Annotated in this window: 19 protein-coding genes; 9 read left to right on the top strand and 10 right to left on the bottom strand. The window is 67.2% G+C overall.

Translation table 11 applies throughout. The features are described from left to right. The first annotated feature begins 120 nt into the window (after positions 1 to 120). Positions 121 to 1,095 carry a ribosome-inactivating family protein gene (locus BCF44_RS16785; protein ID WP_170217574.1) on the top strand — a complete coding sequence of 325 codons (975 nt, stop codon included), beginning with the start codon at positions 121 to 123 and terminating at the stop codon, positions 1,093 to 1,095. Between the two features lie 199 nt (positions 1,096 to 1,294). Here the strand turns inward: BCF44_RS16785 and BCF44_RS16780 are convergent, their stop codons facing one another. From BCF44_RS16780 to BCF44_RS16760, 5 genes are all read right to left on the bottom strand, one after another. Further along, positions 1,295 to 1,687 carry an LLM class flavin-dependent oxidoreductase gene (locus BCF44_RS16780; protein WP_116175215.1) on the bottom strand — a complete coding sequence of 131 codons (393 nt, stop codon included), beginning with the start codon at positions 1,685 to 1,687 and terminating at the stop codon, positions 1,295 to 1,297. Positions 1,688 to 1,894: 207 nt separating this feature from the next. Next, positions 1,895 to 2,464 (bottom strand): carboxymuconolactone decarboxylase family protein, encoded by a 570-nt coding sequence (locus BCF44_RS16775; RefSeq protein WP_116175214.1) that lies wholly within the window; start codon positions 2,462 to 2,464, stop codon positions 1,895 to 1,897. 32 nt (positions 2,465 to 2,496) lie between these two features. Continuing rightward, complete coding sequence (mhpA, locus tag BCF44_RS16770) at positions 2,497 to 4,020, bottom strand: bifunctional 3-(3-hydroxy-phenyl)propionate/3-hydroxycinnamic acid hydroxylase MhpA (RefSeq protein WP_116175213.1); 1,524 nt, start codon at positions 4,018 to 4,020, stop codon at positions 2,497 to 2,499. Continuing rightward, on the bottom strand, positions 4,017 to 4,952 hold the full coding sequence (locus BCF44_RS16765; protein WP_116175212.1) for a fumarylacetoacetate hydrolase family protein: 936 nt from the start codon (positions 4,950 to 4,952) through the stop codon (positions 4,017 to 4,019). Before BCF44_RS16765 ends, mhpA begins: the two co-directional genes overlap by 4 nt. Then, on the bottom strand, positions 4,949 to 6,082 hold the full coding sequence (locus BCF44_RS16760) for a VOC family protein (RefSeq protein WP_116175211.1): 1,134 nt from the start codon (positions 6,080 to 6,082) through the stop codon (positions 4,949 to 4,951). The genes BCF44_RS16765 and BCF44_RS16760 overlap by 4 nt, the downstream gene beginning before the upstream one ends. Positions 6,083 to 6,174: 92 nt before the next feature. Here BCF44_RS16760 and BCF44_RS16755 point away from each other — a divergent pair, with 92 nt between their 5' ends. Next, entirely contained in the window at positions 6,175 to 6,885 is a 711-nt protein-coding gene (locus BCF44_RS16755) for a TetR/AcrR family transcriptional regulator (RefSeq protein WP_116175210.1), read from the top strand. A gap of 225 nt (positions 6,886 to 7,110) precedes the next feature. Further along, on the top strand, positions 7,111 to 7,770 hold the full coding sequence (locus BCF44_RS16750; RefSeq protein WP_246015157.1) for a TetR/AcrR family transcriptional regulator: 660 nt from the start codon (positions 7,111 to 7,113) through the stop codon (positions 7,768 to 7,770). A gap of 5 nt (positions 7,771 to 7,775) precedes the next feature. Here BCF44_RS16750 and BCF44_RS16745 read toward each other — a convergent pair whose 3' ends face one another. From BCF44_RS16745 to BCF44_RS16735, 3 genes are read right to left on the bottom strand one after another with little or no spacing between them, the layout of a single operon-like run. After that, the gene (locus BCF44_RS16745; protein WP_246015155.1) at positions 7,776 to 8,873 is read right to left on the bottom strand and encodes a catalase family protein; all 1,098 of its coding nucleotides are present in this window, start codon (positions 8,871 to 8,873) and stop codon (positions 7,776 to 7,778) included. A gap of 26 nt (positions 8,874 to 8,899) precedes the next feature. Next, the gene (locus BCF44_RS16740) at positions 8,900 to 10,231 is read right to left on the bottom strand and encodes a Dyp-type peroxidase (RefSeq protein ID WP_116175208.1); all 1,332 of its coding nucleotides are present in this window, start codon (positions 10,229 to 10,231) and stop codon (positions 8,900 to 8,902) included. Positions 10,232 to 10,244: 13 nt separating this feature from the next. Continuing rightward, positions 10,245 to 10,853 (bottom strand): hypothetical protein, encoded by a 609-nt coding sequence (locus BCF44_RS16735; RefSeq protein ID WP_116175207.1) that lies wholly within the window; start codon positions 10,851 to 10,853, stop codon positions 10,245 to 10,247. Positions 10,854 to 11,105: 252 nt separating this feature from the next. Between BCF44_RS16735 and BCF44_RS16730 the strand changes: the two genes are divergently transcribed. Genes BCF44_RS16730 through BCF44_RS16720 form a run of 3 tightly spaced genes read left to right on the top strand, consistent with a single transcriptional unit; the run spans position 11,106 to position 13,623 of the window. After that, positions 11,106 to 12,335 (top strand): recombinase family protein, encoded by a 1,230-nt coding sequence (locus BCF44_RS16730; RefSeq protein WP_116175206.1) that lies wholly within the window; start codon positions 11,106 to 11,108, stop codon positions 12,333 to 12,335. After that, a complete protein-coding gene (locus BCF44_RS57540) occupies positions 12,332 to 12,961 on the top strand; it encodes a hypothetical protein (protein ID WP_246015153.1) in 630 nt (209 codons plus the stop codon). Before BCF44_RS16730 ends, BCF44_RS57540 begins: the two co-directional genes overlap by 4 nt. Then, positions 12,958 to 13,623, top strand: a complete 666-nt coding sequence (locus BCF44_RS16720; RefSeq protein WP_116175205.1) for a DUF2637 domain-containing protein — start codon at positions 12,958 to 12,960, stop codon at positions 13,621 to 13,623. Before BCF44_RS57540 ends, BCF44_RS16720 begins: the two co-directional genes overlap by 4 nt. Before the next feature lie 504 nt (positions 13,624 to 14,127). Here BCF44_RS16720 and BCF44_RS16715 read toward each other — a convergent pair. After that, entirely contained in the window at positions 14,128 to 15,255 is a 1,128-nt protein-coding gene (locus BCF44_RS16715; RefSeq protein ID WP_116175204.1) for a DNA cytosine methyltransferase, read from the bottom strand. A 252-nt stretch (positions 15,256 to 15,507) separates the two neighbouring features. On the opposite strand from BCF44_RS16715, the gene BCF44_RS16710 reads away from it, so the two are divergent. From BCF44_RS16710 to BCF44_RS16700, 3 genes are read left to right on the top strand one after another with little or no spacing between them, the layout of a single operon-like run. Further along, positions 15,508 to 17,046 carry a sigma-70 family RNA polymerase sigma factor gene (locus tag BCF44_RS16710; protein ID WP_116175495.1) on the top strand — a complete coding sequence of 513 codons (1,539 nt, stop codon included), beginning with the start codon at positions 15,508 to 15,510 and terminating at the stop codon, positions 17,044 to 17,046. Beyond that, positions 17,046 to 20,105 carry a helicase-related protein gene (locus BCF44_RS16705; RefSeq protein WP_116175203.1) on the top strand — a complete coding sequence of 1,020 codons (3,060 nt, stop codon included), beginning with the start codon at positions 17,046 to 17,048 and terminating at the stop codon, positions 20,103 to 20,105. Before BCF44_RS16710 ends, BCF44_RS16705 begins: the two co-directional genes overlap by 1 nt. Positions 20,106 to 20,118: 13 nt before the next feature. After that, positions 20,119 to 21,861, top strand: a complete 1,743-nt coding sequence (locus BCF44_RS16700; RefSeq protein WP_116175202.1) for a hypothetical protein — start codon at positions 20,119 to 20,121, stop codon at positions 21,859 to 21,861. Here BCF44_RS16700 and BCF44_RS16695 read toward each other — a convergent pair. Then, positions 21,851 to 22,285: a very short patch repair endonuclease gene (locus BCF44_RS16695; RefSeq protein WP_116175201.1), complete on the bottom strand. Its 435-nt coding sequence runs from the start codon at positions 22,283 to 22,285 to the stop codon at positions 21,851 to 21,853. The two genes, BCF44_RS16700 and BCF44_RS16695, sit on opposite strands and share 11 nt — an antisense overlap. Between the last annotated feature and the right edge of the window lie 75 nt (positions 22,286 to 22,360).

The raw sequence follows: 22,360 nt of genomic DNA, 5'->3' as shown, positions 1-22,360 counted from the left end.
CGAAACCCGCCGTCGCAGCCACCGACGGCAGGTGGCCGCACGCTCTGGCGCAGGCCGACGACGTCTGGTGCACAACACCCCGAGCAACGCGAGGTCACAGGCATGCCAACTACCACTGTCATGAACGTTTCCGAACAGATACCGGCACACCGTCAGGACGCGGGCACGGCACACCGCGACGGCCGTCGACGCCGACGCCCCGCCACCATCGCGGCGGCCGCGATCGCACTGGCACTCGCGGCGGTGGCCGGGCTGCTCGGTCCGCTCGGCAGCGCGCCGAGCGCGCACGCCGAGGACGGCAACCCCACCTACTACCTCGGGTCCAACAACGGCGGCGACTACATCAACTTCATCAACGACATCCGAAACCGGGTCAACGACGGCGGATCAACCTCGGTCCCGGGCGCTGGTTCCGGCTACCAGGTGGACCACACCGGCAACTGGCCGGCCGACCGGGCCGCGGGCATGGCCGACTTCATCCGGGTCGACATCCACATGTGGGGCAACCCCAACTTCGTCCGCCTTCAGCTGCGGCGCTCCGACCTGTACATCGTCGGCTGGTGGACGGGCCAGGGCACCTACAACTACCTGGGGGATCGCGCCGTTGCGGGTCCCTCCGACGGTGCCAGCCGCGGGGAATGGCAAACCCGGTTCGGGGAGAGCTACGTGAACCTCGAGGGCTGGGCGGGCCAGCAGCGCGCCGGCCTGCCGATCGATCGGGGCACCGTCAACGGGGCGGTCTGGGACCTGTGGAACGCCGGCAATGACCGTGACATGGCTCGCGGCGTGCTGATGATGACCCAGTTCATCTCCGAAGCGGCCCGCTTCCGGCCGCTGCGGGACGAGATCGCGCTGGCCATGAACGGCAACAACACGCTGTACCTGCCGGGCGAATACGCCGACCAGGAGAACAGCTGGGGCCAGTTGAGCGGGGCCTTCAACAGGTTGTTGAACCAGCCGCAGGGAACTCGCGACAACACCCCGATGACCGGCTATGGACGCATCGAGCCCTGGACCGGTCGTCCGCAGCGGATCATTCTGGACACCGCGGTCGCCTACGCGCAGTACGTGCTGGGCACATCGCTGCACCGCTGACTCCGGATTCCGATTCCCTCTGCCCCGTCGAGTGCCACTCGACGGGGCAGACTCGTTCCTGCGCAACGGTGGCAGAGGGCGTTCAGATCCTCACCGCATGCACACCGCGACGGCCCAGCCTGCGCCCAAGAGGTGTGCCGTGCCCTCGGCGCCGGGCCCACGGGCACCGGCGGCATCCGCGCCGCGCTCACATGCCCGGTCAATCGCCGCGGCCGCCGGTAAGGTGGCTCAGGGTCGCGGCGGCGGCGTCCAGTTCGCGGGCTTCTTCCTCGGTGTCGCCGATGACCGGCACAATGCCGGGCAGGATCAGGACCTGCTCGGGGTCGCGTCCGAGCCGCGCGGCCCGGTCCTTCAGGTCGGTGTAGAAACCGTTGCCCTCGTCCAGGGTCTGCTGCGCCGTGAACACCGCCTCCGCGTGCCGGGCCGCGAAGTCCCGGCCGTCCTCCGACGATCCGGCCTGCACCAGCAGCGGATGTCCCTGGGGCGAGCGGGGCACGTTCAGCGGTCCGCGCACCTTGAAGTGCTTGCCCTCGTGGTTGATCACGTGCACGCGGTCGGCCTCGGCGTGCACGCCACGGTCCTTGTCGGCCACGAGACTGGCAGAGCCAACCGGCGGTGCCCAGGCCGCTCACATCATGGGAGTGCCGCCATCGTTCCCGTCGCAGGCGGCGTCGATCACGTCGTCCAGCACGTCGCGGGCATTGACCAGTTCGGCGATCATGCGGTCGATCTGGTGGTCAACAGAGCGACGACCGAGGCGAGCCCGATGTCCCGGCCTGAGGAGCGGATGTGCCGATGGTCAAACGTGCCGCGCGTGGAGAGGGACGAGTGCGGTCATGCCCGGTTCGACGCGGGTGCCGGCGCTGTTGAGCAGCCCGGCCAGCATGGCGTAGTGGCCGGCCAGCATCACCGTCTCGATGGCGCCTGCGGTGCCGTACCGCGTGGACAGGGCGACCCATTGCCGGTCGTCCAGGGTGTGGTCGAGCACCACACTGTCCACAATGGATAGGAGTTCGGCGTCGCGGGCGTCCCACCCGTCGAGTTCGCCTTCGGTGACGCGGCGGATCGCCGCCTCGGTCAGGCCGCACTCCAGGCCGATCCGGGTGTGGTGGGCCCATTCGTACTCGCTCGCGCACCGCCAGGACGTACGCAGAATGATCAGTTCGCGGTCCCGCGCGGGCAACACGCCGTCGGCGATGAAGCCGATGCCGAAGGCGTGGTAGCGCTGCGCGAGCGCGGGATGGTGCAACATCGTCAGGCTCACGTTGACGGCGCCGCCCGTCACCGCCCCCACGTGCTCGGTCGGGCCTCGAAACTCCTCCGGAAGTCGCAGCTGTTCGGTGATCCGCGCGGCATGAGTGGTATGCACCGGATATTCCTTTCCCAGGTGAAGGGTTTGAGTCAGATGGCGAGTGGTCGCTTGGCCCGGCGGGGCGTCGTCGACCCGGCGCCAGAGGCGGGCAGGGCGTGCATGACCGTCCCGTCCGGACGGACGAGCGCAGCATGGGCGTGACCGGCGGCCAGCCAACCGTGCAGTGGGTGGCCAGGGTGGACCGGGATGATGGCGACCCCACGCCGTTCCAGGTCGGCGCGGTGCTGGGCGGTGAGCTCGCCTGCGGTGACGAACGCGAACCGGCCGGCGGCCACGTCATCCAACCGGCGCCCGTCACCCAGCGCCGCGTTCGGGCATAGCGTGCCGGCCAGCGAGGGCCCCAGTCGGGGCCGCAGCACCAACTGGGAGCGGTGCAGGGCGGGGGTGCGGCTGTCCATGACCCGCTTGGCCAGGCCGGGCACGAGGTGCGCCCGCGGCGCGACCACCCGGCGGACGGCGTCGCCGACGTTGCCGCCTTCGGTCATCACGGCGCCGACCAGCTTGGCCAGCCGGATCATCGCGCGGGCGTGTGGTCTGCGCTCGATCTCATAGGTGTCCAACGCGGATTCGGGCAGGGCGCCGTCCAGCACCCCGGCGACCTTCCACGCCAGGTTGGCGGCGTCGCGCAGGCCGGCGCCCATGCCCTGGCCGATGAACGGCGGGGTGAGATGGGCGGCGTCGCCGAGCAGGAACACGCGCCGGTCGCGCCATCGGTCGGCCAGCTGCGCCCGGAAGGTGTAGTCCGTGATGCGGACGATGTCCAGCTGGTCGACGGGGATGTCCTTGGTCCAGGGGTTGATCAGTGGGTGCAGTCGGGGCAGGTCGCGGTAGTCGTCGGCGGTTTCTCCGGGCAGCAGCCGGAATTCCCAGCGGTAACGGGTCTTGCCGACCCGCATGTAGGTCCCGGCGCGGGCCGGGTCGCAGAACTGGTGCACGCCCTCCCATTCGCCGAGTTCGGCGTCGGTGGCGATGTCGACGACCAGCCAGCGCTGGGTGAACTTGAGGTCCTGCATGGTGGCGCCGATGGCAGTGCGGGTCAGGCTGTTGGCGCCGTCGCAGCCGAGCACGTACCGCGCGTGGAGGGTCTCGCGTTCGCCGGTGGCGGTGTCGGTGACCGCGACCCGCACGCCGTCGTCATGCTGGGCGATGCCGGTGACCTCCACGCCGCCGCGCAGGACGGCTTCGGGGTGGCGCCGCAGGTTCGCGCGCAGGATCGCCTCCAGCTCGGGCTGGTCGAACAGGCTCTCCTCGGGGTAGCCGTGCCGGCCGTGGCTGCCGTCGCGGCGGAACTCGGCCAGCACGCGCATGCTTCGGTCCACCAGCCGCAGTCCCTTGCAGGGCCAGGAGATCGCGGCGAAGTCCGCGGCCACGCCGAGCCGGCCGAGGATGCGGTAGACCTCGTCGTCCAGCGCGACCGCGCGGGGTTGCGGGTAGACCGACTCCCAGCGGTCCAGCACCAGGCATTCGATGCCGCGCTGGGCGAGCAGCGTCGCGGCGGTGAGTCCGGTCGGCCCGGCGCCGACGACAACGACCGGGATCGTCGTGTCGGTCACCGGTCCTCCCGCACGACGGTGCGCTGGGCGCCCAGGTCGATGGCGCCGTCGTCGGTGGCCACCCGTGCCTCGACGATGTCCCCGTCGCGCAGGTACTTCGGATTCTTGGCCTGGCCCGAGAAGAACAGCTTCCACTTGACCGCGGGCGGCAGCAGTGACGCGATGATCTCGACGGGCTTCGGCGGTGCGCTCAACGCGGTGCCGACGGGAGTTCCGGTGAGCACCAGGTCGCCGGGATCGAGACGCTGGAACCGGGACAGGGCCTGCAGGGCCTGGAGCGGCTGGTAGATCATGTCGGCGGCGGTCATGTTCTGCCGGGGTTCGCCGTTGACCCGAAGCGTCAGCCGCAGGTCGGTGAAGCGCTTGAGCTCGTCGGCGTCCAGCAGGACCAGCGCCGGGCCGGTCGGGGTGAAGCTCGGGTACGACTTGGCTTCGTAGAACTGGGTCTGTGGCAGCTGGATGTCGCGGGCGGAGACGTCGTCGGTGACGACAAGACCCGCGATGTGCTCGGCCAGGTTGTCTTCCGTGATCGTGGTGCCGGTCGGGATCTCCCTGCCGATCACCAGACCGATCTCGACCTCGTAGTCGAGCAGCCGCACGTGCGCCGGTTTGACGATGTCGTCGGTCGGCCCGCTGATCGAGCCGGAGGACTTGCGGAAGAACGTCAGCGGCACGGTGGTGGGGTCGCCGTTGGTGTCGGTGACGTGGGAGACGAAGTTGGTCATCTGGGCGACCACCCGGCACGGCGTGGTGACCGGGGAGACCAGGGCGAGATCGTCGACCGGCACGGGGTCCCCGGCGGTGGCGGCGTCGACAGCCGGCCGATCGGCCAGCAGTGCCGCGGTCGTGGTGGCCGCGGTGTCGATGCGGAACGCGCCGGCGGGTGTGTGCACCCACCAGGCGTCGGCGGTGCGCAGCACGGAGGTGGTCATGACGTGGCTACTTTCATCAGGCCGCGCAGGCGGTCCAGGTCGAATTCGTTGTCCGCGCGCAGCGCGGTGAGCAGTTCGCGAAGTTCGCGGGCGGATTCCCGGCCGGGTTTGACGCCCAGGAAGTCCTTTGTGGCCGGTGGTCCCCACTGGGCCAGACCGGAGGCGGTCATCGGCGCCCAGCCGGGTTCGAGGGTGTTGTCGAACAGGTCGCCGTCGGTGAAGTGCTCGACCAGGAAGTCGTCGGGATCGCGCCAGTAGTCGAAGATCTGGCTGCCCTGGATGTGCCGGCCGATGCCCCAGGAGCGGTGGTAGCCGTGGTCGCGCAGGTACTCGCCGCCGGCGGCCAGCGAGTCGAGGTCGGCGACCTGGTAGGCGGAGTGCACGTAACGGTTGCTCGGACCCAGCGTCAGGGCCAGGGTGTGGTGGTCGGTCGGGGTGGCGCCGCGGTCGCAGCGGATGAAGCTCATGACCGGCCCGCGTGCGCGCTGGTCGGCGTAGTAGAGGAAATCGCTGACGATCAGCCCCAGGTGGCCCAGGTACCAGTTCAGGGTCTCGAGGTACTTGGTGGTTTGCAGCACGACGTGGCCGAGACGCTGGATGGACACTGGCTGGCGGGGCGGCCGCTGGGTGGTGTTGATGCGGGGTGCGTCGTGCCCGAGATTGAGCGTCAGTGGGTGTTGTCCGGGCAGCGCGGGCAGTTCGTCGGTGTCGGAGACCACCCGCACCTGGCATCCGCTGGGGTCGATGAGGTCCACGGTGGTGCCGCCGAGGACCACGGGCAGTCGGGTGACCGGTCGCCGGGTCGCGTCCGCCAGGCGCATCACGTCCTGGGAGTCGGCGGCCCGGAACGCCGGGCCGACGAACCGGGAGCGCGGACCGCGGTGGATGAGCACGCAGGGTGAGCCCGGGTCGGTGCCGCGCAGCTGGAGTTGGTCATGGGTGCGCAGGACGGTGGTGAAGCCGAAGGCGTGGGCGAAGATCTCGGCCCGTTCCAGGTCGGGCTTCTGGAATTCCAGCCAGGCCAGGTCGTGCACCTTGATGATCGGGTCGGGGGCGCGGCCGGGGTGCTCGCCGCGCAGCGCGCCCTGCTCGCTGTGCAGTCCGGTGTGCGGGTCGTGACGGTCGATCACGGGTCCCTCCCTCGTTGTTTCTGATGAACTCATCATCTATGATGAATTCATCAGAAGTCAAGTGGTGGTGGGCCGGAGGTGATGAGCGGGTCATGGCCGAGCCGTTGGGAAACGCGTTGAATCGGGTGGCGCGGCGGAAGGCACGCACTCGCGCGGCGCTGGTGCGGGCGGCTCAGGCGCTGATCGCCGCCGGACGGTCCAATGTGCCGATCCTGGAGCTCACCCAGGCGGCCGATGTGGGGATGGGCTCGTTCTACAACCATTTCGGCACCCGGGAGGAGCTGTACGCCGCGGCCGTGGCCGACGCGCTCGACCGACATGGCGCGCTGCTCGATCAGGTGGGCAGTGGCTTGGACGATCCGGCCGAGGTTTTCGCGCTGAGCTTCCGGTTGACCGGACGCCTGCACCGGCACAATCCGGCACTGAGCAAGGTGCTGCTGTCCGCCGGTGTACCGCAGGCGGGGGCGGACTCGGCACTCACTCCGCGGGCCCGCCGCGATATCGATGCCGCGGTCCGCGCCGGCCGCTTCCGGGCGCCCGACGCCGAGTTGGCGTTGATCGTCGTCTCGGGCGCCGCACTGTGCCTGGGCCGGTTTCTGCACGATCGTCCGGATCGGGACGATGCTGCTGCCGCCGACCAGGTGACAGAGGATCTGCTGCGCATGTTCGGCCTCGCCGCCGAGGAGGCCCGGCTGATCAGCCGCCGTTCGCTACCGGAAGTCGACCTCGCCGATCCGGGCCCGGACCGTGCCCCGTGGGCGGGTCGAGGACGGCTGAGGCCACCATCGTCTGAATCCGGCTGAGAACGTGCGGGCTCGCCGGTGGTCAGCTGGCGGACGATTCGAGGTGGCGCAGGTCGCGGCGAGCGACCTGCTGATGGCCGCTTCTCGGTCCGGGTGATTCACCGGCGGAGTTCGCACGGCCTGAACCTGGACGGTCTCGGCGGGCTTGGGGCCACCGAAACCGTCAGACCGACCGGAACGAGGTGTGATTGATTCATCAGGTTTGTGATGCAGTACCTTGAGAGTGTGGCGACCTCATCCGAACGTGCCGAACCGGTCTCCCGGGTGGCGCGGCGCAAGGCGCAGACTCGGCAGAAGCTGATCGATGCCGCGCGCGTTCTGCTGGCCGGTGACACCGCGTCCACGGCGAGCATCCAGGACATCACCGATGCGGCCGATGTTGGTTTCGGCTCGTTCTACAACCACTTCACCAGCAAGACGGAGCTGTTCGAGGCGGCCGTGAGGCAGGTGCTCGAACAGCTCGGCCAGCTGCTCGACACGCTCTCCATCGACGCCGACGATCCGGCGGTGACGTTCGCGCGGTCGGTCCGGCTGACTGCGCGGCTGGCGGTGGCGCGCCCGCAGACCGCGCAGGTGTTGGTGCGGCACGGCATGGCCTACATCGACGCCGACGAGGGCCTCGCCCCACGCGCGCTGCGCGACATCGAAGCCGGCGCCGCAGCGGGCCTGTTCACCGTCGGTGATTCCCGGTTGGCGCTGGCGGTCACGGCCGGCGCGCTGCTGGCCGTGCTGCACATGTCGCTGGTCAGCCCGGACAAGGTGACCGACGCGACCTGCGACGAGGCTGCCGAACAGCTGCTGCGCATGCTCGGCGTGCCCCTCGACGAAGCCCACCGGGTGGCCACCGCCCCGTTGCCCGACGTCTCCGCTGTCGACGAAGTGTGACCGGCTCACGCCGGCAGCTCGTCGATGCTCGCCGGCTCGTGCTGCTCGATCCCGTTGAAGGTGTGACGGAACTCGCTCGACCGCGGATAGGCGGAGCGGCGGGATCGCATGATCGAGCCAAGTGGACGGTGCGCTTCCAGGGCGTGCCACGGGTTGTAGGAGAGCACGTCGTCGGCGTAGCGGCGGCGGGCGTCGCTGTAGGCGTCCTGCGCGGGCAGGTGCAGGGTCGCCACCACCTGGTGGGGTGAGAGTTCTTCCTGCCACAGCACCGAGGCGTCCTCCACGGGCATCCGGTCGATGTCGGTGCACAGCTGCGCCCGCAGTTCGTACTCGGCGCTGTTGTGCGCGAAGAAGTCCACGACGAGGTCACGCAACGCGGACTCGCCGGCTTTCTTGTCGACCGGCCGTCCGGTCAGTGCGCGCACGTTCGTCGAGCGGGGCGCGGCCGAGAGCTTGGCGACATGGTCGCCATAGCGCAGGGCCGCCATGGAGTGGAACGTCTCGCCGAGGATGTGGTTGTTGGCGGCGGCAAGGGTCTCGATCTGCGGTGGCGACGGCCGGCCGAGGTGGCTCAGGGTCCGGGCGGCGAGACGGGCGCCCAGGCCGGCGACCTGGAGTTGTTGGTCGCTCTGCCGCGGCTGCGATTCCAGCAGCCTCTGGAGTTTGGCGTACTCGCCGATCGTCCCGAATGGCAGTGTGGCGTGGTTGACGAGCAGAAAATCCTGGGTGGTGAACCCGTCGTCGACGGCCCGCGGCCCGGTTGCGCCGATCACCTTGATCGCCATGCCACGCTGCACGGGAACCTGGTCGGAACGCAGGTCACCTGGGGCGGTGGAAAACCGCACGATCACCGGATAGGTGTGTTCGGCGGCGAACAGGCCTTGGGCGAGGTGCTTGGGCAGGCTCGGCTTGACACGCAGTTCGCCGGCCAACACGCCGTGGCTTTTGGCGTGTGCGTCGCGGAGCCCGTGCCGGTGCTTGGCCGCGACCTGTTGGTTGGCGTGCAGCATCGCCGTGACGACCTGCTGGACCAGTTCTTCCTCGTTCGGGAAGGGCTGCTCCAGGTCCGGACGGTAACGGACGTAGCTGGTTATGGTGGTCATGAGGACTCCGAAGAACAGGCGCGGTGTCAGCCGGCCAGCCAGTGGATGGCGGATAGGCTGGGCATGAACAGGTACTCGCCGCCGCGTAGCGTGTTGAAGCTCTGGATGCCGTGCACCCGGCGTGGGGGACTGCCGGGCACGGTGAAGTACGCGCCCTTGTCCTGCAACGAGATCATGGGATCCTTCTCCTTGCCCAGCCCGACGAAGTTGCCGGAGTTGACCCATTCGCTCTGGAGGAACTCGACGTTGTCGATCGCTCGTGCGCCCAGGGCGATGAAGTCCAGGCCGCGATCGGCGCCGTCGGCGGTGAGCACGGTCGGGACGACAGGTTCGCCGAACGAGGTGGAACGCCGGATGATGCGGCGGATGTTGACGTCGCTGAGGGTCTCCAGCTTCGTCGAGCGGGGATTCATCCGGCGGATGTGCGAGCCCAGCGGGGTACGCAACCCACGGGGGTCGTCGGTGTAGTCGAAATCGTTGATTCGCCGCGGGTCCGCGCCCACAGCGGGGTCGTCCTGCTCCGGCGTGAGGGCCAGGGGCGCGCCGCTGCGCCAGCGGCCGACCAGCTTGGCCGCCAGCAGCTCCCGGTCCTCCTCGGTGCTGGCGTTGTCCCGGAGGTAGCGGTTGAACGTGGCCACGTGCGAGTGGTATTTGCGGAACACGACATAGGTTCCGTTGCGGCCCAACACATCGGGGGTGGGCATGGGGAGCGGCTGGCCGGTCTCGCTCGGGTAGCCCAGCACGAACTCGCCCGCCTTGATCGGCCGCCCGTCACCGGGGAGCGGCTCGGCGCCGCTGCCCTCGACCACTGGCTGGGAGAACCCGTCCCGGTAGCCGAACACGTTGAACCCGGTCGCCCCGAAGTCCTGATGCGACAGCAGCCGCACACCGGCCAAATCCTGCAACTGCCGCTCGTAGCCGGCCATGGTGCCGCGCCAGTCGTCTTCGTTGTCGGCGTAGACGCTCACCGCCAGGTGGGCCCGCCCGCTGCCCCACGGCGCTTCCCAGTGCTGCGGCGCGTTCGGCCCGGTGTCGCGAAGCCGGTCGGCGCGCGCGGCCATGCCGGCCCGGAAGTTGGCCGGGAACGACTCCAGCGAGTCCTGCGGCACGCCGAGTGCCACCAGTCCGGCGTAGCTGATGGCCAGTGCCATCCAGGATGATCGCGGTTCGTCCCACCGGGCCGCGGAGCTCACCAGGGGCGCCAGCCTCCGCAGCAGTTGCCTGCCGGCTGCCTGGTCGGTGATCTCGATGATCGCGTGCGTGCCGAAGTAGGGTTCGGGCCGGGCGCGCAGCACCGTCGCCTGGATGTCGTCCAGGTCCAACGTCGGGCGCCGGGTGCGGCGTCGGAACAGTTCCACCGTCGGTCCTCGCTCAGTTGAGGGCGTCGACGAAGGTCTGCACTGCGGCGTCCTGCCGCTTGAGCCGGTTGGCCTCGGCGACGGTGATGTTCGGGTGGGACACGAACCAGGCCTCCGCCGGGATCTGGTGCTGGGTGATGAAGTCCTTCACGGCGGGCGAGGTGATGCCCGGCCAGCCCTCCACGTTGCCGAAGAGGTAATCCATGAACTCCGGGATCTTGGTGGCGAAGTCGTCGATGTAGGGGTCCCACTCGCCGTCGTAGGCGGTCGCGAACAGCAGCTTGGTGTCGTTGTCCAGGAACACGAACCGCATGTTGTGCAGCGTGCCGACCTGACCCGCGCCGGCGAGGTTGCCGCCGACCAGCGTGAAGAACTTCCTCAACCGCTCCGCCCCGTTGGGCTTGAGCGGCATGATGGCTGTCAGCTCCGAGACCTCACCACTCTTCGCGCCGACTCGGCCGGCGGTGGTGACGGCGTGCTCGGCGTGCTCGGCCGGGTCGGCCAGGATCTCCGCGATCTTCAGCTTGACCGCGATCTTCGCGTCCGTCAGCACCGTGTCGACCTTCTCGCGAACGGCGGCCGGAAGTTCCTGGAATCTGGTCTGGATGTCGTGCTCGCCCATGGCGCGTCTCCTCGTGCGTCTGTGCCTGCCGGTCAGCCGGCGCGGCCTGCCGGCACAGTCAACGCCACGGTGATGATTCTGTCAATAATGATGGATTCATCATCTTGGGTGAGAGTTGAGTGCTGGCCGGGAGGGGCATGAGAACCGAAGGGAGGTGACCGGGCACACGGCGGCCTGTGGGGTTCCAGAAGTCGGTTCACGCGTCCGACCTGCGGCAACGGGCGCGTGACGGGCAGGGCATGATCGCCAGCCGTGGGCTTCGGCACGATCGCAGAGCGCCTCAACCTCGATCTCGAGGCGCACCCGCCACCTGAACCACCGGGCGACGGTCGCGCCAGGGGAGCGTGGGCGAAGTCCTCGGTAGCCGACGTGCTGAAGAATCCGAAGTACACCGGCTGCCAGGTCTACAACCGTCGCGCCCGCCGCAGCCGCGGGGGAACCGGTGTCTACAACCCGCCGGAGATGTGGGTCTGGTCGACCGAACCTGCCCACGAGCCACTGATTCCTAAGTGGATGTTCGACGAGCTCACCACCCGCAGGACGGCCAAGCGCGGCTCACGCGACGGCAGCGGGCAGAACCGTCACCCGAACACCAAGCACGTCTACGAGCTTCGGGGACGGGTGCTGTGCCGCTGCGAACGTCGCATGCTGGGGCATCGGCATCGCGGCCATAGCTATTACCGGTGCTGGCCGAAGGACAACAACTGTGGCCGGCTGGACAAGTTCGGTGACCATCCCGGGACCGTCTACATTCGAGAGGACGCGCTGCTGGCTGCGATCAACACGGCCTACCAGGAGTGTCTGTTTGGCCATCGGCGCATGCAGGTCCTCACTGGCGGCCTCCAGCAGGCAGATGTACGCGAGCAGACCGAACGCGCCGAACGGCGCTCTCGACTGCAGAAGCAGGCGGCCGATCTGCTACGCCGGCAGGACAACCTGCTCAGCCAGGCTGAGAACGCTGATCCGACAGACCCGTTCACTCGAGGGCTTCGCGAGCGCTACAACACACTGATCGCCGACCACCAGCAGGTGCTGGACCAGATCACCGCGCTCGACCAGAGCGAATCCGAATCGCCAAGTGCCCCCACAGCCGACGACCTCTCGGTCGTCGAGCTTCTCCCGCACTTGGCGATGAACCTCGACCGACTGCCGCCTGACCTGCGCGCTCGGCTGTACGAGCTCACCAAGCTCCGGCTCCACGTCGCCCACGAAGCGGACAACGCGATGATTGAACTCACGCTTCCCGGGGACGGTATAGGCGCCCTTGTAGCGGTCGCGGAACAAGCGCCACTTGAAGCGCCGCCGCGCCAGGAGGATGCTGGACCTGCGAACCTGCAGGTCAACGTTGGTGTGAATGCTGCTGGTGCCCCCGGCACGAACCAGACTCCATCCGCACGAACCCGTACCCGCTGTGAACTGCTGGTTTCCGCCACCCTGGAGATCACGCGTCGTCGCCGTCGTCCGGACGGTGGTGCCCGATGAGCACGCCTGCCTCGTTCGAAATGGCCGAGTCGCACCGACTGGACGCCTTACTGCTGGTAGCTCGGCATCTCCGTCGGCACCGCTACCTGCCCGAGCCACACACAATCGCCGTAGATCGTGTCTGGCAGCGCGTTCGCCTGTTCCTACTCGGCGAGCCGGACCAGGAGCTACGTGACCTGTTGGTGTGGCACGATTCGCTGCGCGACCCGACCGCCGATTTCTGGCGGACCGCCTGCGGTACCCAACGGGTGGTCTCGGTGCTGGGCCAGACCGCCGACGGGCTGCCGGTCAAGGTCTTCACCGGCCTGCCCTACCAGGAGGGCCTGGTCACGCTGCCCGTCGAGCCGAACGCGGGACAGCCAGCCTCGCGTGACGACCTGGAACGCGCAGCGTCGAAGTGCGCACGGCGGATCGGCGAGCCGGCGGCGAATCCGAATACGACCATCATGGGGCTGAGCGCACTCCAGGCCGACGGGCTGGCCTGCGTGGTGTGTGGAGCTGACTACCTCCGCGTCCGCATCCCGCACGTGCCGGTGGGCCGGTCGGTGACCGGATCACAGGTGTTTGTCTGCGTCGGCTGCCGCACGGACGACGCGCAGCGTGCGGCGGGAGGTGTGCTGCGGTGAGCGCCACGGCATCCCCGGTTCGATGGGACCGCACGCTGTGGGTGCAGTGCGTCTGCACCGCCCTGGTCGCGCTCGGCGCGGCATACGCCTCGTACCGACATGGTCGCGATTTCGCCTTGAGGTTCGGTGCCGACGAGACCACCGCCGCGATCTGGCCTCTGATCGTCGATGGCTTGCTGACCATGGCCACGGTCGAGCTGTGGAAGACCAACCACGGTCACCAAACCACCGGCCGCTGGGCCGCTTGGCTGGCTTTCGCTTTCGGCATCGTGCTCTCGCTTTGCGCCAACATCGCCTCGGCTCCAGAGCTGAATGTGTTCGCCATCGCGGTCGCCGCCTGTCCGCCGCTTGCACTCCTGCTGGCCGTCGAACTCCTCAACCGTGCGCTCAAGCGGCACCGCTTCGAGACCACGAGCGAGACCACCGCCGAGACCGAAGACATGGAGGAGATCAAGCGCGAGACCGGCCAGGTCGTGCGTCTCGCGGCCGTTTCGGAGCCGTCTCGCCCGCCGGCCGAGCCGACCGCCGAACAGCGCATGTGGGCGTACTACGTGGCCGAAAGGTCCAAGGGCCGTATGCCGACCGGCGCGGAGTTGGACCGAATCGCCGGCACGAACAATTACGGCCGCAAAGTGTTGCGGCGGTGGCGCCTGGTCGAATGAATCCCGCTGCCGCGGACTGGCAACGATCGAATGAGAAATTTGGCTGATCTTTGCTTGCAATGGGCCGCGCCAAGCGAGTCTGGTACGTGTCGAATCTCGGCGTCGACCGGGATGGCGAAGAAAATGTCGCCGCAAGCTTCGCCCTGCGCCACGCCGCGCGGCGAGCAGGTGACGCGTGATTATCGCGGTTTCGATCGAGCTGACCTCAGCAAAATCTGCAGTCGAACACCGATGGCGCAAACGTGAGCCGCATAGACGGACGCTCCGCTGACCGGGTCCCCTGGTAAAGGGGCGGGGAGTCTCTGGTAAGGCTGATTTGCGGAGATTAAGTCTGGGGTAGAAAGGCTGCTCATGATCGCTATCGGGCCACACTCGACGTGTCCCGTAAACTGGCGTAGCACTTCAGCCAGCTGCTCTGCGCCGGTCAACGCGGGCGCTGCACCCGCAAGGCCACCCGCGCACTGACCTGCTGCGGGCAAGTTGCGCCGTCGTCACGGGAGAGGATCAGGCGTTGCGGCTTGTCGATCGCGTAACTCGTCGGTTAGTTCGCTGGGCTTCCGCTGCGCCGGCCGAAGCACGCATGATCGCCTTGACATGATCCACGATCGCGGTCCCGATGGCTTTGGCGAGTCGGGGTGGCACGGCGTTGCCGATCAGTCTGCCGAGCGGAGCGAACTGGACCGGCTCTTCTGGGGCAACAAACTCGTAATCTGGTGGGAAGCTTTGCAGGTTAGCTGCTTCTCGCAAAGTGAGGGCGCGATCCTGCTCGGGATGGCCGAAACGGCCCGTGCCGAAGTTGTACGCCATGGTGGTGATCGTGGGAGACGGATCGTCCCATGTCATGCGTGCGTAGACGTTGCGGAAGGTCGACCCCGACGCCTTGCGATGGCATGGAGCTCGTAGTTCCTCGGGCCATTCTTCCCAGGTGCCACCAGGTGTGGACCGCTTGATGCGTTTGAGATTGATCTCAGTCATATAGCGGCTCTTGTGGAGGCGGTCATGGGGGTGCGCCTGCCCGTGAGACAATGGAGGAAGATCGTAGATGGCCTGGCGTACGGTGGCGTACTCAGCTGAACTGACAATGCCCTTCGGTGCGACGATCTCGCCTAGCCGCGAGGCCAGAAGAACCAACCGCCTGCGGTGCTGGGGAACGCCATACTCTGGGCAATAGCACGACTTGATGTCGACGTGGTACCCCAGCTTCTGGAGCCGAGAAACGAAGTTCTTGAAGATCGAGGCACTCGCTATGCGAGGAACGTTCTCCATCGTGACCACGTGCGGCTTTGTCCGTTCAACCAATCGGCGTACCTCGTCGACCAACGGCCACTGCCGCTCCTGTGAAGTGTCGACGCCACGCCGGTAGGACGAGAACGGTTGACACGGAGCGCAGCCGGCCAGGACGCGGATATCGGTGTTGGCGGGCCACATCGCCGCGAGCTCGTCGGCCGTAAGGTCGCAGATGTCCTGCTGATGGAACGGTGCCCGGATGTTGGTACGAAAGGGGTACGCGCAGGCAGGATCGAGGTCGACGCCCGCGGCGATGCGGATGCCTGCCTCCCGTAGACCGTAGGACAGTCCTCCAACGCCACAGAAGAGATCGACTGCAGAGATCTTGTAGCGTCGGGCTGCCATGGTCGAGACTGTAGTGGATCTATGATCGTGGAGTGGGACCGACACCGAGTCCAGAAGGTGGCCAGCAAGGGGCTCGCTCGTGACGCGCTCCGCGCCGAGCTCGGGTCAGCCCAGCTGCTGAGGAGACGAGTCCCTCGAACGAGTAACGGCGGCGCAGTGGGCACCGATCATGATTCGGTACCTGTTCGTCTGCACGATTGTCGATGTGCGCGTTTCCTATGATGGGCTCTCCCTGAGACGGTGGAGGTGGCCATGGCGACCCCGACACGAGCCTCGACCTGTCGAACATCGAACGAGGCGCGTGTTGGCGAACTGGTGGATGAACTGCGTGCGATTCGCCAGACTCACGATGGAGGCACAGGCCGGCAGTTTCTGTCCGAGTTCGCGACCCGGCAGGGCCTGACCCACCGCGACATCGACGTTCTGCTGGTCGCATTGAGTCAGGACGATGCTGCCTCACCCGATCCCGGTGCGACCGGCGCGGAGGTCGTGCTGAGTGAGGTACCGGAGGAGGCCCAAATTGTGGTGCCAGACGGCGACCTCGCCTGGATGTTCCGGGAGGAGCCAGAGGCGCCTCCCCTGCGGGCCGTGACTGACCTCGTGGGTCGGGCCTTCGACGATTTGCTGGGGGATTGGTCACGCCGAGGAGGACACCTCACTCGAGCGGACGTCGCGCTTCTCGCGAGTACCCGAGGGCTCCTACCTGACCAGTATTGCGAGCTCTTGGATCTGTTGACCGATGCAAGAGTCGAGCTACCCGATCCTACTGGCCCGCGACCGATGCGGGCCGCCGAGCAGAGGGACGAGTACCAAGGCGATGCAGTCGGACAGTACCTGCGGGCAATCGGCCGTTTTGCGTTGATCGACGGCCCGCGAGAGGTCGAATTGTGGTCGTTGATCTCGCAGGGTGCCGCGGCCCAAGGGGAACTCGACGAGGCTGGAGACAGAACGCTGGCGCCAGACATCCGGCGAGGCTTGCGGTCCCAGGTCCAGGCAGGTCGACGCGCCCACGCTGAGCTGGTGTGCGCCAACCTACGGTTGGTGGTCTCGATCGCCAAGGCAAGGCATTACGAGTCGTCCGGCGTGGACTTCGCCGACCGCATCCAAGACGGCAACCTGGGGCTGATGCACGCGGCCGACAAGTTCGATGGGTCGAAGGGCTTCAAGTTCTCGACCTATGCCACGTGGTGGATCAGGCAATCGATCGAACGTGGTATCGCCGACAAGGGGAACACGATCCGTGTTCCCGCCCACGTCTACGAGCGGGTACGCAAGGTCCGGAGAACAGCCGCCAGGCTGGCCGCTCGGCTGGACCGTCAGCCCAGTCTGGCTGAGGTCGCGGATGCGACTGGCATGGAGCCAGGGCAGGTTCAAGCGGTGCTCGATCTTGTGCAGTCCGTGGTCAGCCTCGACCATCTCTTGGGGGACGGGGAGGACCTCCGGCTGTCCGACGTGCTGGCTGCCGAGGAAGATCGCGACGGCCGTGCCGATCCGGCGGAAATCGTTGCCCACGCCATGATGCGGGAGGACCTGATGCGTGGGCTCGCGGCGGTGCTGTCTGCCCGCGCGGTCGAGATTCTGGAACGCAGGTTCGGCATCGGCACGGGCGACGAAGAGACGCTGGACGAGATTGGCGCATCCTTCGGCGTGACTCGCGAGCGCATAAGGCAGATTCAGAAGAAGTCCTTGGACATGCTCCGGCAGGACAGATCCATAGCCTCGTTGCGGGCATACGTCATGGACGATTCGGAGCCGGTCGGGCCGGCGATCACCTGGGGAGGAACGGGGTAGTGCGCAGCACCAACGACCAGTCGCCGGAGCAGGCTTGTGAGGCATTCGTCGAGTGGCTCGATCGTCGGGTCGTCGCAGCAGGGCGTGGTGACGGGCTGGAGCGGTTGGAGGTCGCGCCCGCGGGAACCTTCTGGTTGGGCCGGCTTGCGTGTGAGGACGAGGTTCGCAAGGGCGCAGGCGATGAACGATCGGAACGACTGGACCCGTGCGCGATTGGCATTCGGCTGCGGCCGGCAAGCGGACCACCTTGGTCTATGACGGTGACGGTCCGATCCCGGGCATGGGTGCAAGATCCGAAGGATGGGCCCGTCCCGGACAAGCGCTGGTGGCGTACCGACCTTGTCGAAGAGCATGTTTCCGTACTTACGGGAACGAGGGGTGGGGCGTTCGGAGCCAAAGAACTGGCCGACGCATTCGCGTTGGTGGGTGCGCCCGGCTTGACAGCAGAGGTACGCGTCGACGTGGAGGACTGGCATCAACAGACCGAACTGGTGGTGCAACTGGTCAACACCAGCCCCGAAAAGGCGAAGGGCTTGACCGATTCGCACCTGTACGAAACCCAGATCGAGATCTCGGGCCTGATGACGGTGCCATTCCAACTGGAGGCGCTGCCGGACAGCTTCCGCTACGACCGAGCAGTGCCCGCCTACGGCGTCAACGTCGGCATCGACGTACCCAAGCCCGGGGTCTTCCGTACTTCGGACACCGTCAGCGTGCAGACCCACCGGCCCGACTACTGGAACAGCGCCCGGGAAAAGCCGGATCTGTCGTTCGCGACGCTGGCCACGAACCCGCTGCCACAGCTCGCGGCGCTGCTCGATGCACTGGCCGCTTACGACGATGCTCACTGGTCCTCGGCAGCGCTGGACGCTCGACAGACCGCCGACGGATGGACGGCGATGATGCGTGCCGAGGCGGACCGGTCGGCGGCGGAGGTGTTTGCCGAACTGGACCGGCTGCAGAACGGGCTGGAGCTTATGCGGACCCGCTCGGAGATCCTTCGTGCCTTTCAGCTGATGAATGAGGCGATCGGGCTCAGCGCACGCGGGTACACCGATTGGCGGCCGTTCCAGATCGGCTTCCTGTTGTCGACGATTCGCTTTCTCGCCGAGCCTGAGGAGGAGGCCCGCTACGTCGACACGGTCTGGTTCGCCACTGGTGGCGGTAAGACCGAGACCTACCTTGGACTCCTGTTGACGGCGGCGTTCTTCGACCGCCTGACCGGCAAAGTCCTGGGTGTGACGGCGTGGTCGCGTTTCCCACTGCGGCTGCTGAGCCTGCAACAGACGCAGCGGTTCGCCGACGCGCTGGCCGCGGCCGAGGTAGTCCGTAAGGAACGGGGCGTGGGGGGAAGCGAGTTCAGTCTTGGCTTCCTCGTCGGCCAGGGAGGCACGCCCAACAAGATCGTCCCGAGGCCGGAGAACGACGAAGACGTCACTCCGGCCAGCCCGGGAATGCCCGGAAAGTATCAAGTGCTGTTGCGTTGTCCATTTTGTCGGGACGAGAACCTGCAAATGTACTTCGACCGCCAGCGGTGGAAGCTCGAGCACCGCTGCACCAATCCGACGTGTCGAATGCACCGCCGGGCGCTGCCGGTGTACGTCGTGGACCAGGAAGTGTTCCGATTCCTACCCACCGTAGTGGTCGGAACTCTGGACAAGGCCGCCTCGATCGGACTGCAGCAGGCCATGCGTGGCCTGGTCGGACCGCCGCAGAAGGTGTGTTCGGTACCGTGGCACGGCTTCACCTACGCCGAACGCTGGAAGACACCGAACGGCTGCTTGGTGCCCGACTGTCAGGGCGGCCCGGTCCTCAAACCGCTACCGATGGATGCGCGGCGATTCGCGCCGTCCCTGAGGTTGCAGGACGAATTGCACCTGCTGCGCGACAGCCTCGGCGCTGTCGACTCTCATTACGAAAGCCTGCTGGATCACCTACAGAGCGAGCTTTGCGGCAGCCAGACGAAGATCGTAGCGAGCAGCGCGACCCTGACCGGCTACGATCGCCAGGTCGATGTGCTCTACCGGCGCCAGGGCAGGGTGTTCCCGCAACCGGGCCCGCGACCGGGCGAGTCGTTCTGGACAGTGCCAGCCAAGCAGCCTCTGCGCCGGTTCGTAGCCGTTGCCCCGCGCGGGGTGACGCTGGAGCACGTGAGCGACCGCACCCTGGACACGTTGCAGCACTGCATACGGGACCTGCTGAAGGACCCAACAATGGTCTGCGCGGAGGCAGGCGTCGACCCGCGGCACGCCGACATGTTGATCAGTCAGTACGGTACCAATGTCGTCTATGGCACGACCCTCTACGACGTGGAGGCCGCCGGGCGCAGCCTGGGCAGCAACAACACCGTCGATGGCATCAACGTCGAGCAGCTCACCGGTCAGACGGACTTCGACGAAGTCCGCGGCATCCTCGAACGACTGGAGCACCCTGAAGACGACTTCGACGAACGCGTCCACGTCGTCGCAGCAAGCTCGATGCTCTCCCACGGTGTGGACGTCGAACGGCTCAACACGATGGTGATGCTGGGCCTACCGCTGACCACGGCGGAGTTCATCCAGACGACCGCACGGGTAGGGCGACGGCACCCCGGTCTGGTGTACGTCCTACACAAGATCGGCCGGGAGCGCGACGCCCAGACGTTCCGCCACTTCGGACCGTACGTACGTCAGGGCGACCGGTTCGTTGACGCGATCCCGATCACCCGCCGCAGCCGCCGTGTCCTGGATCTCACGATCGCGGGCGTCGTGGCAGCCCGAATACTGATGCTCCTCGAACCGGCGAGCCGGCAGCGGCTGAGCACCCCGTCGAGACTGCGCGACTACGCCCGCAATGCCGGCCTGATCCCCGCGCAGGAAGCCGCGACCGTGGCGGAGGTTCTTGGATTGGACGGAGCCGAGGACACCTTGCACAAGCAGCAGATCCTCGACTGGCTGAAGGCATGGTTCGCCGATCTGGAGGACCCGACCACCAAGGCGCGATTCATCAGTGAACTAGGCCCGAATCCTCCGATGAGGAGCTTGCGGGACGTCGAAGCCACCGCTCCCATCCACGACTGACTGGGCGGACGACATGACGATCTTGGGAAGTCGAAGTGGCAGCCAGATCCTGCGGACCTTCCTGCCTGACCAAACGGTCGACCTGCGAGGGGACATCTACCGTGTCTCCGAGTGGTCGGCACCGAGCCCGATCCAGGTCGACACGGACCTCGTCCGCTGGAACCTGCTACGTGAGATCGGAGCGTGGCTCGTCCACGACACCGACGGTGGCGTAGGCGACGAACTGTTGCGGGGTGCCCAGATCGAAGTCGTGGAGCTCGATGAGCGGCGCGGCGTCACGGTCGAGCGATACCCAGAGGTGTGGCTGTGCCGGGCCTGCAAGCGCATTGGCCGATCCGTTGAGCGGCCCTGCAAATGCGGGCAGCGCAAGTGGGGCCAGCTGCATTTCGTCGGGATCCACGACTGTGGCGCGATCGAGGTGCCATGGATCCGGCGGTGCAAAGAGCACGACGACGTGATGGTGGTCATCCCGAAAAGCGCCAAGGCTGCCGACATCACGTTCAAGTGCCCGACCTGCCACACCCAGACGATGCAGGGGCTCGGGTTCAACCGGACCTGCCCGTGCGGCAATGGCACACTGCGGTGGAACGTCCACAAGGCCCGCACGGTCTACACGCCGCGCGGCATGGTGCTGATCAACCCTCCGCGCCCGGAGCACCGCGAAGGCCTCAAGCTCGCCGGCGGTGCCCGAAAGGCTCTCGTGTGGGTGGTGGAGGGCCTGACCGCCGAGCGCCCCGCGGACGTCACCGCGAAGCAGACCAAAGAGGACTTCCTCGCGAAGTTGATTGCCGACGGCATAGACCCGGCATTCGCCCAGACGATGGCGGACATGGCCGAGCAAGGCGGACAGCTCGCCAAACCCGGCGACCACCCGGTCGACTCACTGCCGGGTACGCGGCGAGAAGAGGCCGAGCGTGAAGCCGTCGACATCGCCATGGCACTCGCCGAGAGCCGCACGCCGACGACCGCGTTGCGTAGCACGACGCCTGGGGACTCGCTCGACCTGCGCTACCGGGACCGCTACCCGGCGGCGCTCACCCGAGCGGGCATGGACGGCTTGGACCTGGTCGATCGGTTCCCGGTGCTGAGCGCTATGTACGGCTACACCAGAGGCGAGGATGACCCAGCCAAGTGCCGGCTAGTGCCGTTCCGACGCAAGCGCGGCGTCTACCGCCTCTACGGCAACCTCGCCGAGACGGAGGCTTTTCTGGTACGTCTGGACCCGGTACGGGTGGCAAGCTGGCTGTCGGGTCGTGGCCACCGGCTGACCGGCTGGTCGATCGGTGACAGTGATCCAGTTGCGGCGCGCGTTGCGGTCCTGCAGTCGGCAGTGATCCCCGACAAACGCGAAGACCAGTCGATGGACACACCCGGCGCCGACGTGCTCAGGCTGGTCCACACCTACGCGCACCGGTTCATCCGCCAAACCGCGGTCTTCTCCGGCATCGAACGCGACGCTTTGAGCGAATACCTTCTTCCTGGCCACTTGGCGTTCTTCGTCTATGCCGCCGCCCGCGGCGACTTCGTCCTGGGTGGCATGCAGGCGGTTTTCGAGTCCAATCTCGACGATCTGTTGGCTGCGTTCGTCGACGCCGAGCATCGCTGTCCCCTGGATCCGGGGTGCAGCCGGGGCAGCGGGGCGTGCACTGCCTGCGTGCACCTCGGAGAGCCGTCGTGCCGGTTCTTCAACCGCTTCCTGAACCGGAAGACGCTGTTCGGCGCCGACGGTTATCTGCGTATGGCGGTCAGCTCGTGACGGAGGGAAGCCGTTGCCGCCATTCGGCCTCGACCCGATCGGCGGCCGTACCAGGCGCCTCGTGTTCCCACACGTGCAGGACGCTCCACCCCAGGCCGGTGAGCGCGGCGTCCTTGGCTCGGTCGCGGGCAACGTTGCGGTCGAGCTTGGCACGCCACCAATCCCGGTTGTTGCGAGGCAACGTGCCGTGGTCGGGGCAGCAGTGCCAGAAGCATCCGTCGACGAAGACCGCGACTTTCGCTCGGGTGAATGCAAGGTCTGGGCGACCGGGAAGCCCTGGGTGGTTCACACGGAACCGCAGGCCGCGGCGGTGTAGTTCGCGACGTAGCGCGACCTCCGGTTTGGTGGCGGAGCGTGGTTGGCGCCGCAGCCGAGCTGACGTCGCAGCGTCGAGCGGTGCTGGCCGAGCCACCGAGTGGTCCATGTCCTCGACCTTAGCCAAGGAGACCACGACAGCTCTCACTGCGAGTTACGCTGCGGGCCGCAAAAATGACCATGC

Source organism: Kutzneria buriramensis (assembly GCF_003387475.1).
GTDB classification, from domain to species: Bacteria; Actinomycetota; Actinomycetes; order Mycobacteriales; family Pseudonocardiaceae; genus Kutzneria; species Kutzneria buriramensis.
The sequence above is the reverse complement of the archived record's forward strand: the minus strand, read 5'-3'. Positions and strand labels throughout refer to the sequence as shown.

Bases quoted from the DNA above. Each gene is read 5' to 3' on its own strand.
- BCF44_RS16785 (WP_170217574.1), top strand. From the start codon at position 121: ATGAACGTTTCCGAACAGATACCGGCACACCGTCAGGACGCGGGCACG.
- BCF44_RS16765 (WP_116175212.1), bottom strand. From the start codon at position 4,952: ATGACCACCTCCGTGCTGCGCACCGCCGACGCCTGGTGGGTGCACACA.
- BCF44_RS16755 (WP_116175210.1), top strand. From the start codon at position 6,175: ATGGCCGAGCCGTTGGGAAACGCGTTGAATCGGGTGGCGCGGCGGAAG.
- BCF44_RS16745 (WP_246015155.1), bottom strand. From the start codon at position 8,873: ATGACCACCATAACCAGCTACGTCCGTTACCGTCCGGACCTGGAGCAG.
- BCF44_RS16735 (WP_116175207.1), bottom strand. From the start codon at position 10,853: ATGGGCGAGCACGACATCCAGACCAGATTCCAGGAACTTCCGGCCGCC.
- BCF44_RS57540 (WP_246015153.1), top strand. From the start codon at position 12,332: ATGAGCACGCCTGCCTCGTTCGAAATGGCCGAGTCGCACCGACTGGAC.
- BCF44_RS16715 (WP_116175204.1), bottom strand. From the start codon at position 15,255: ATGGCAGCCCGACGCTACAAGATCTCTGCAGTCGATCTCTTCTGTGGC.
- BCF44_RS16710 (WP_116175495.1), top strand. From the start codon at position 15,508: ATGGCGACCCCGACACGAGCCTCGACCTGTCGAACATCGAACGAGGCG.
- BCF44_RS16700 (WP_116175202.1), top strand. From the start codon at position 20,119: ATGACGATCTTGGGAAGTCGAAGTGGCAGCCAGATCCTGCGGACCTTC.
- BCF44_RS16695 (WP_116175201.1), bottom strand. From the start codon at position 22,285: ATGGACCACTCGGTGGCTCGGCCAGCACCGCTCGACGCTGCGACGTCA.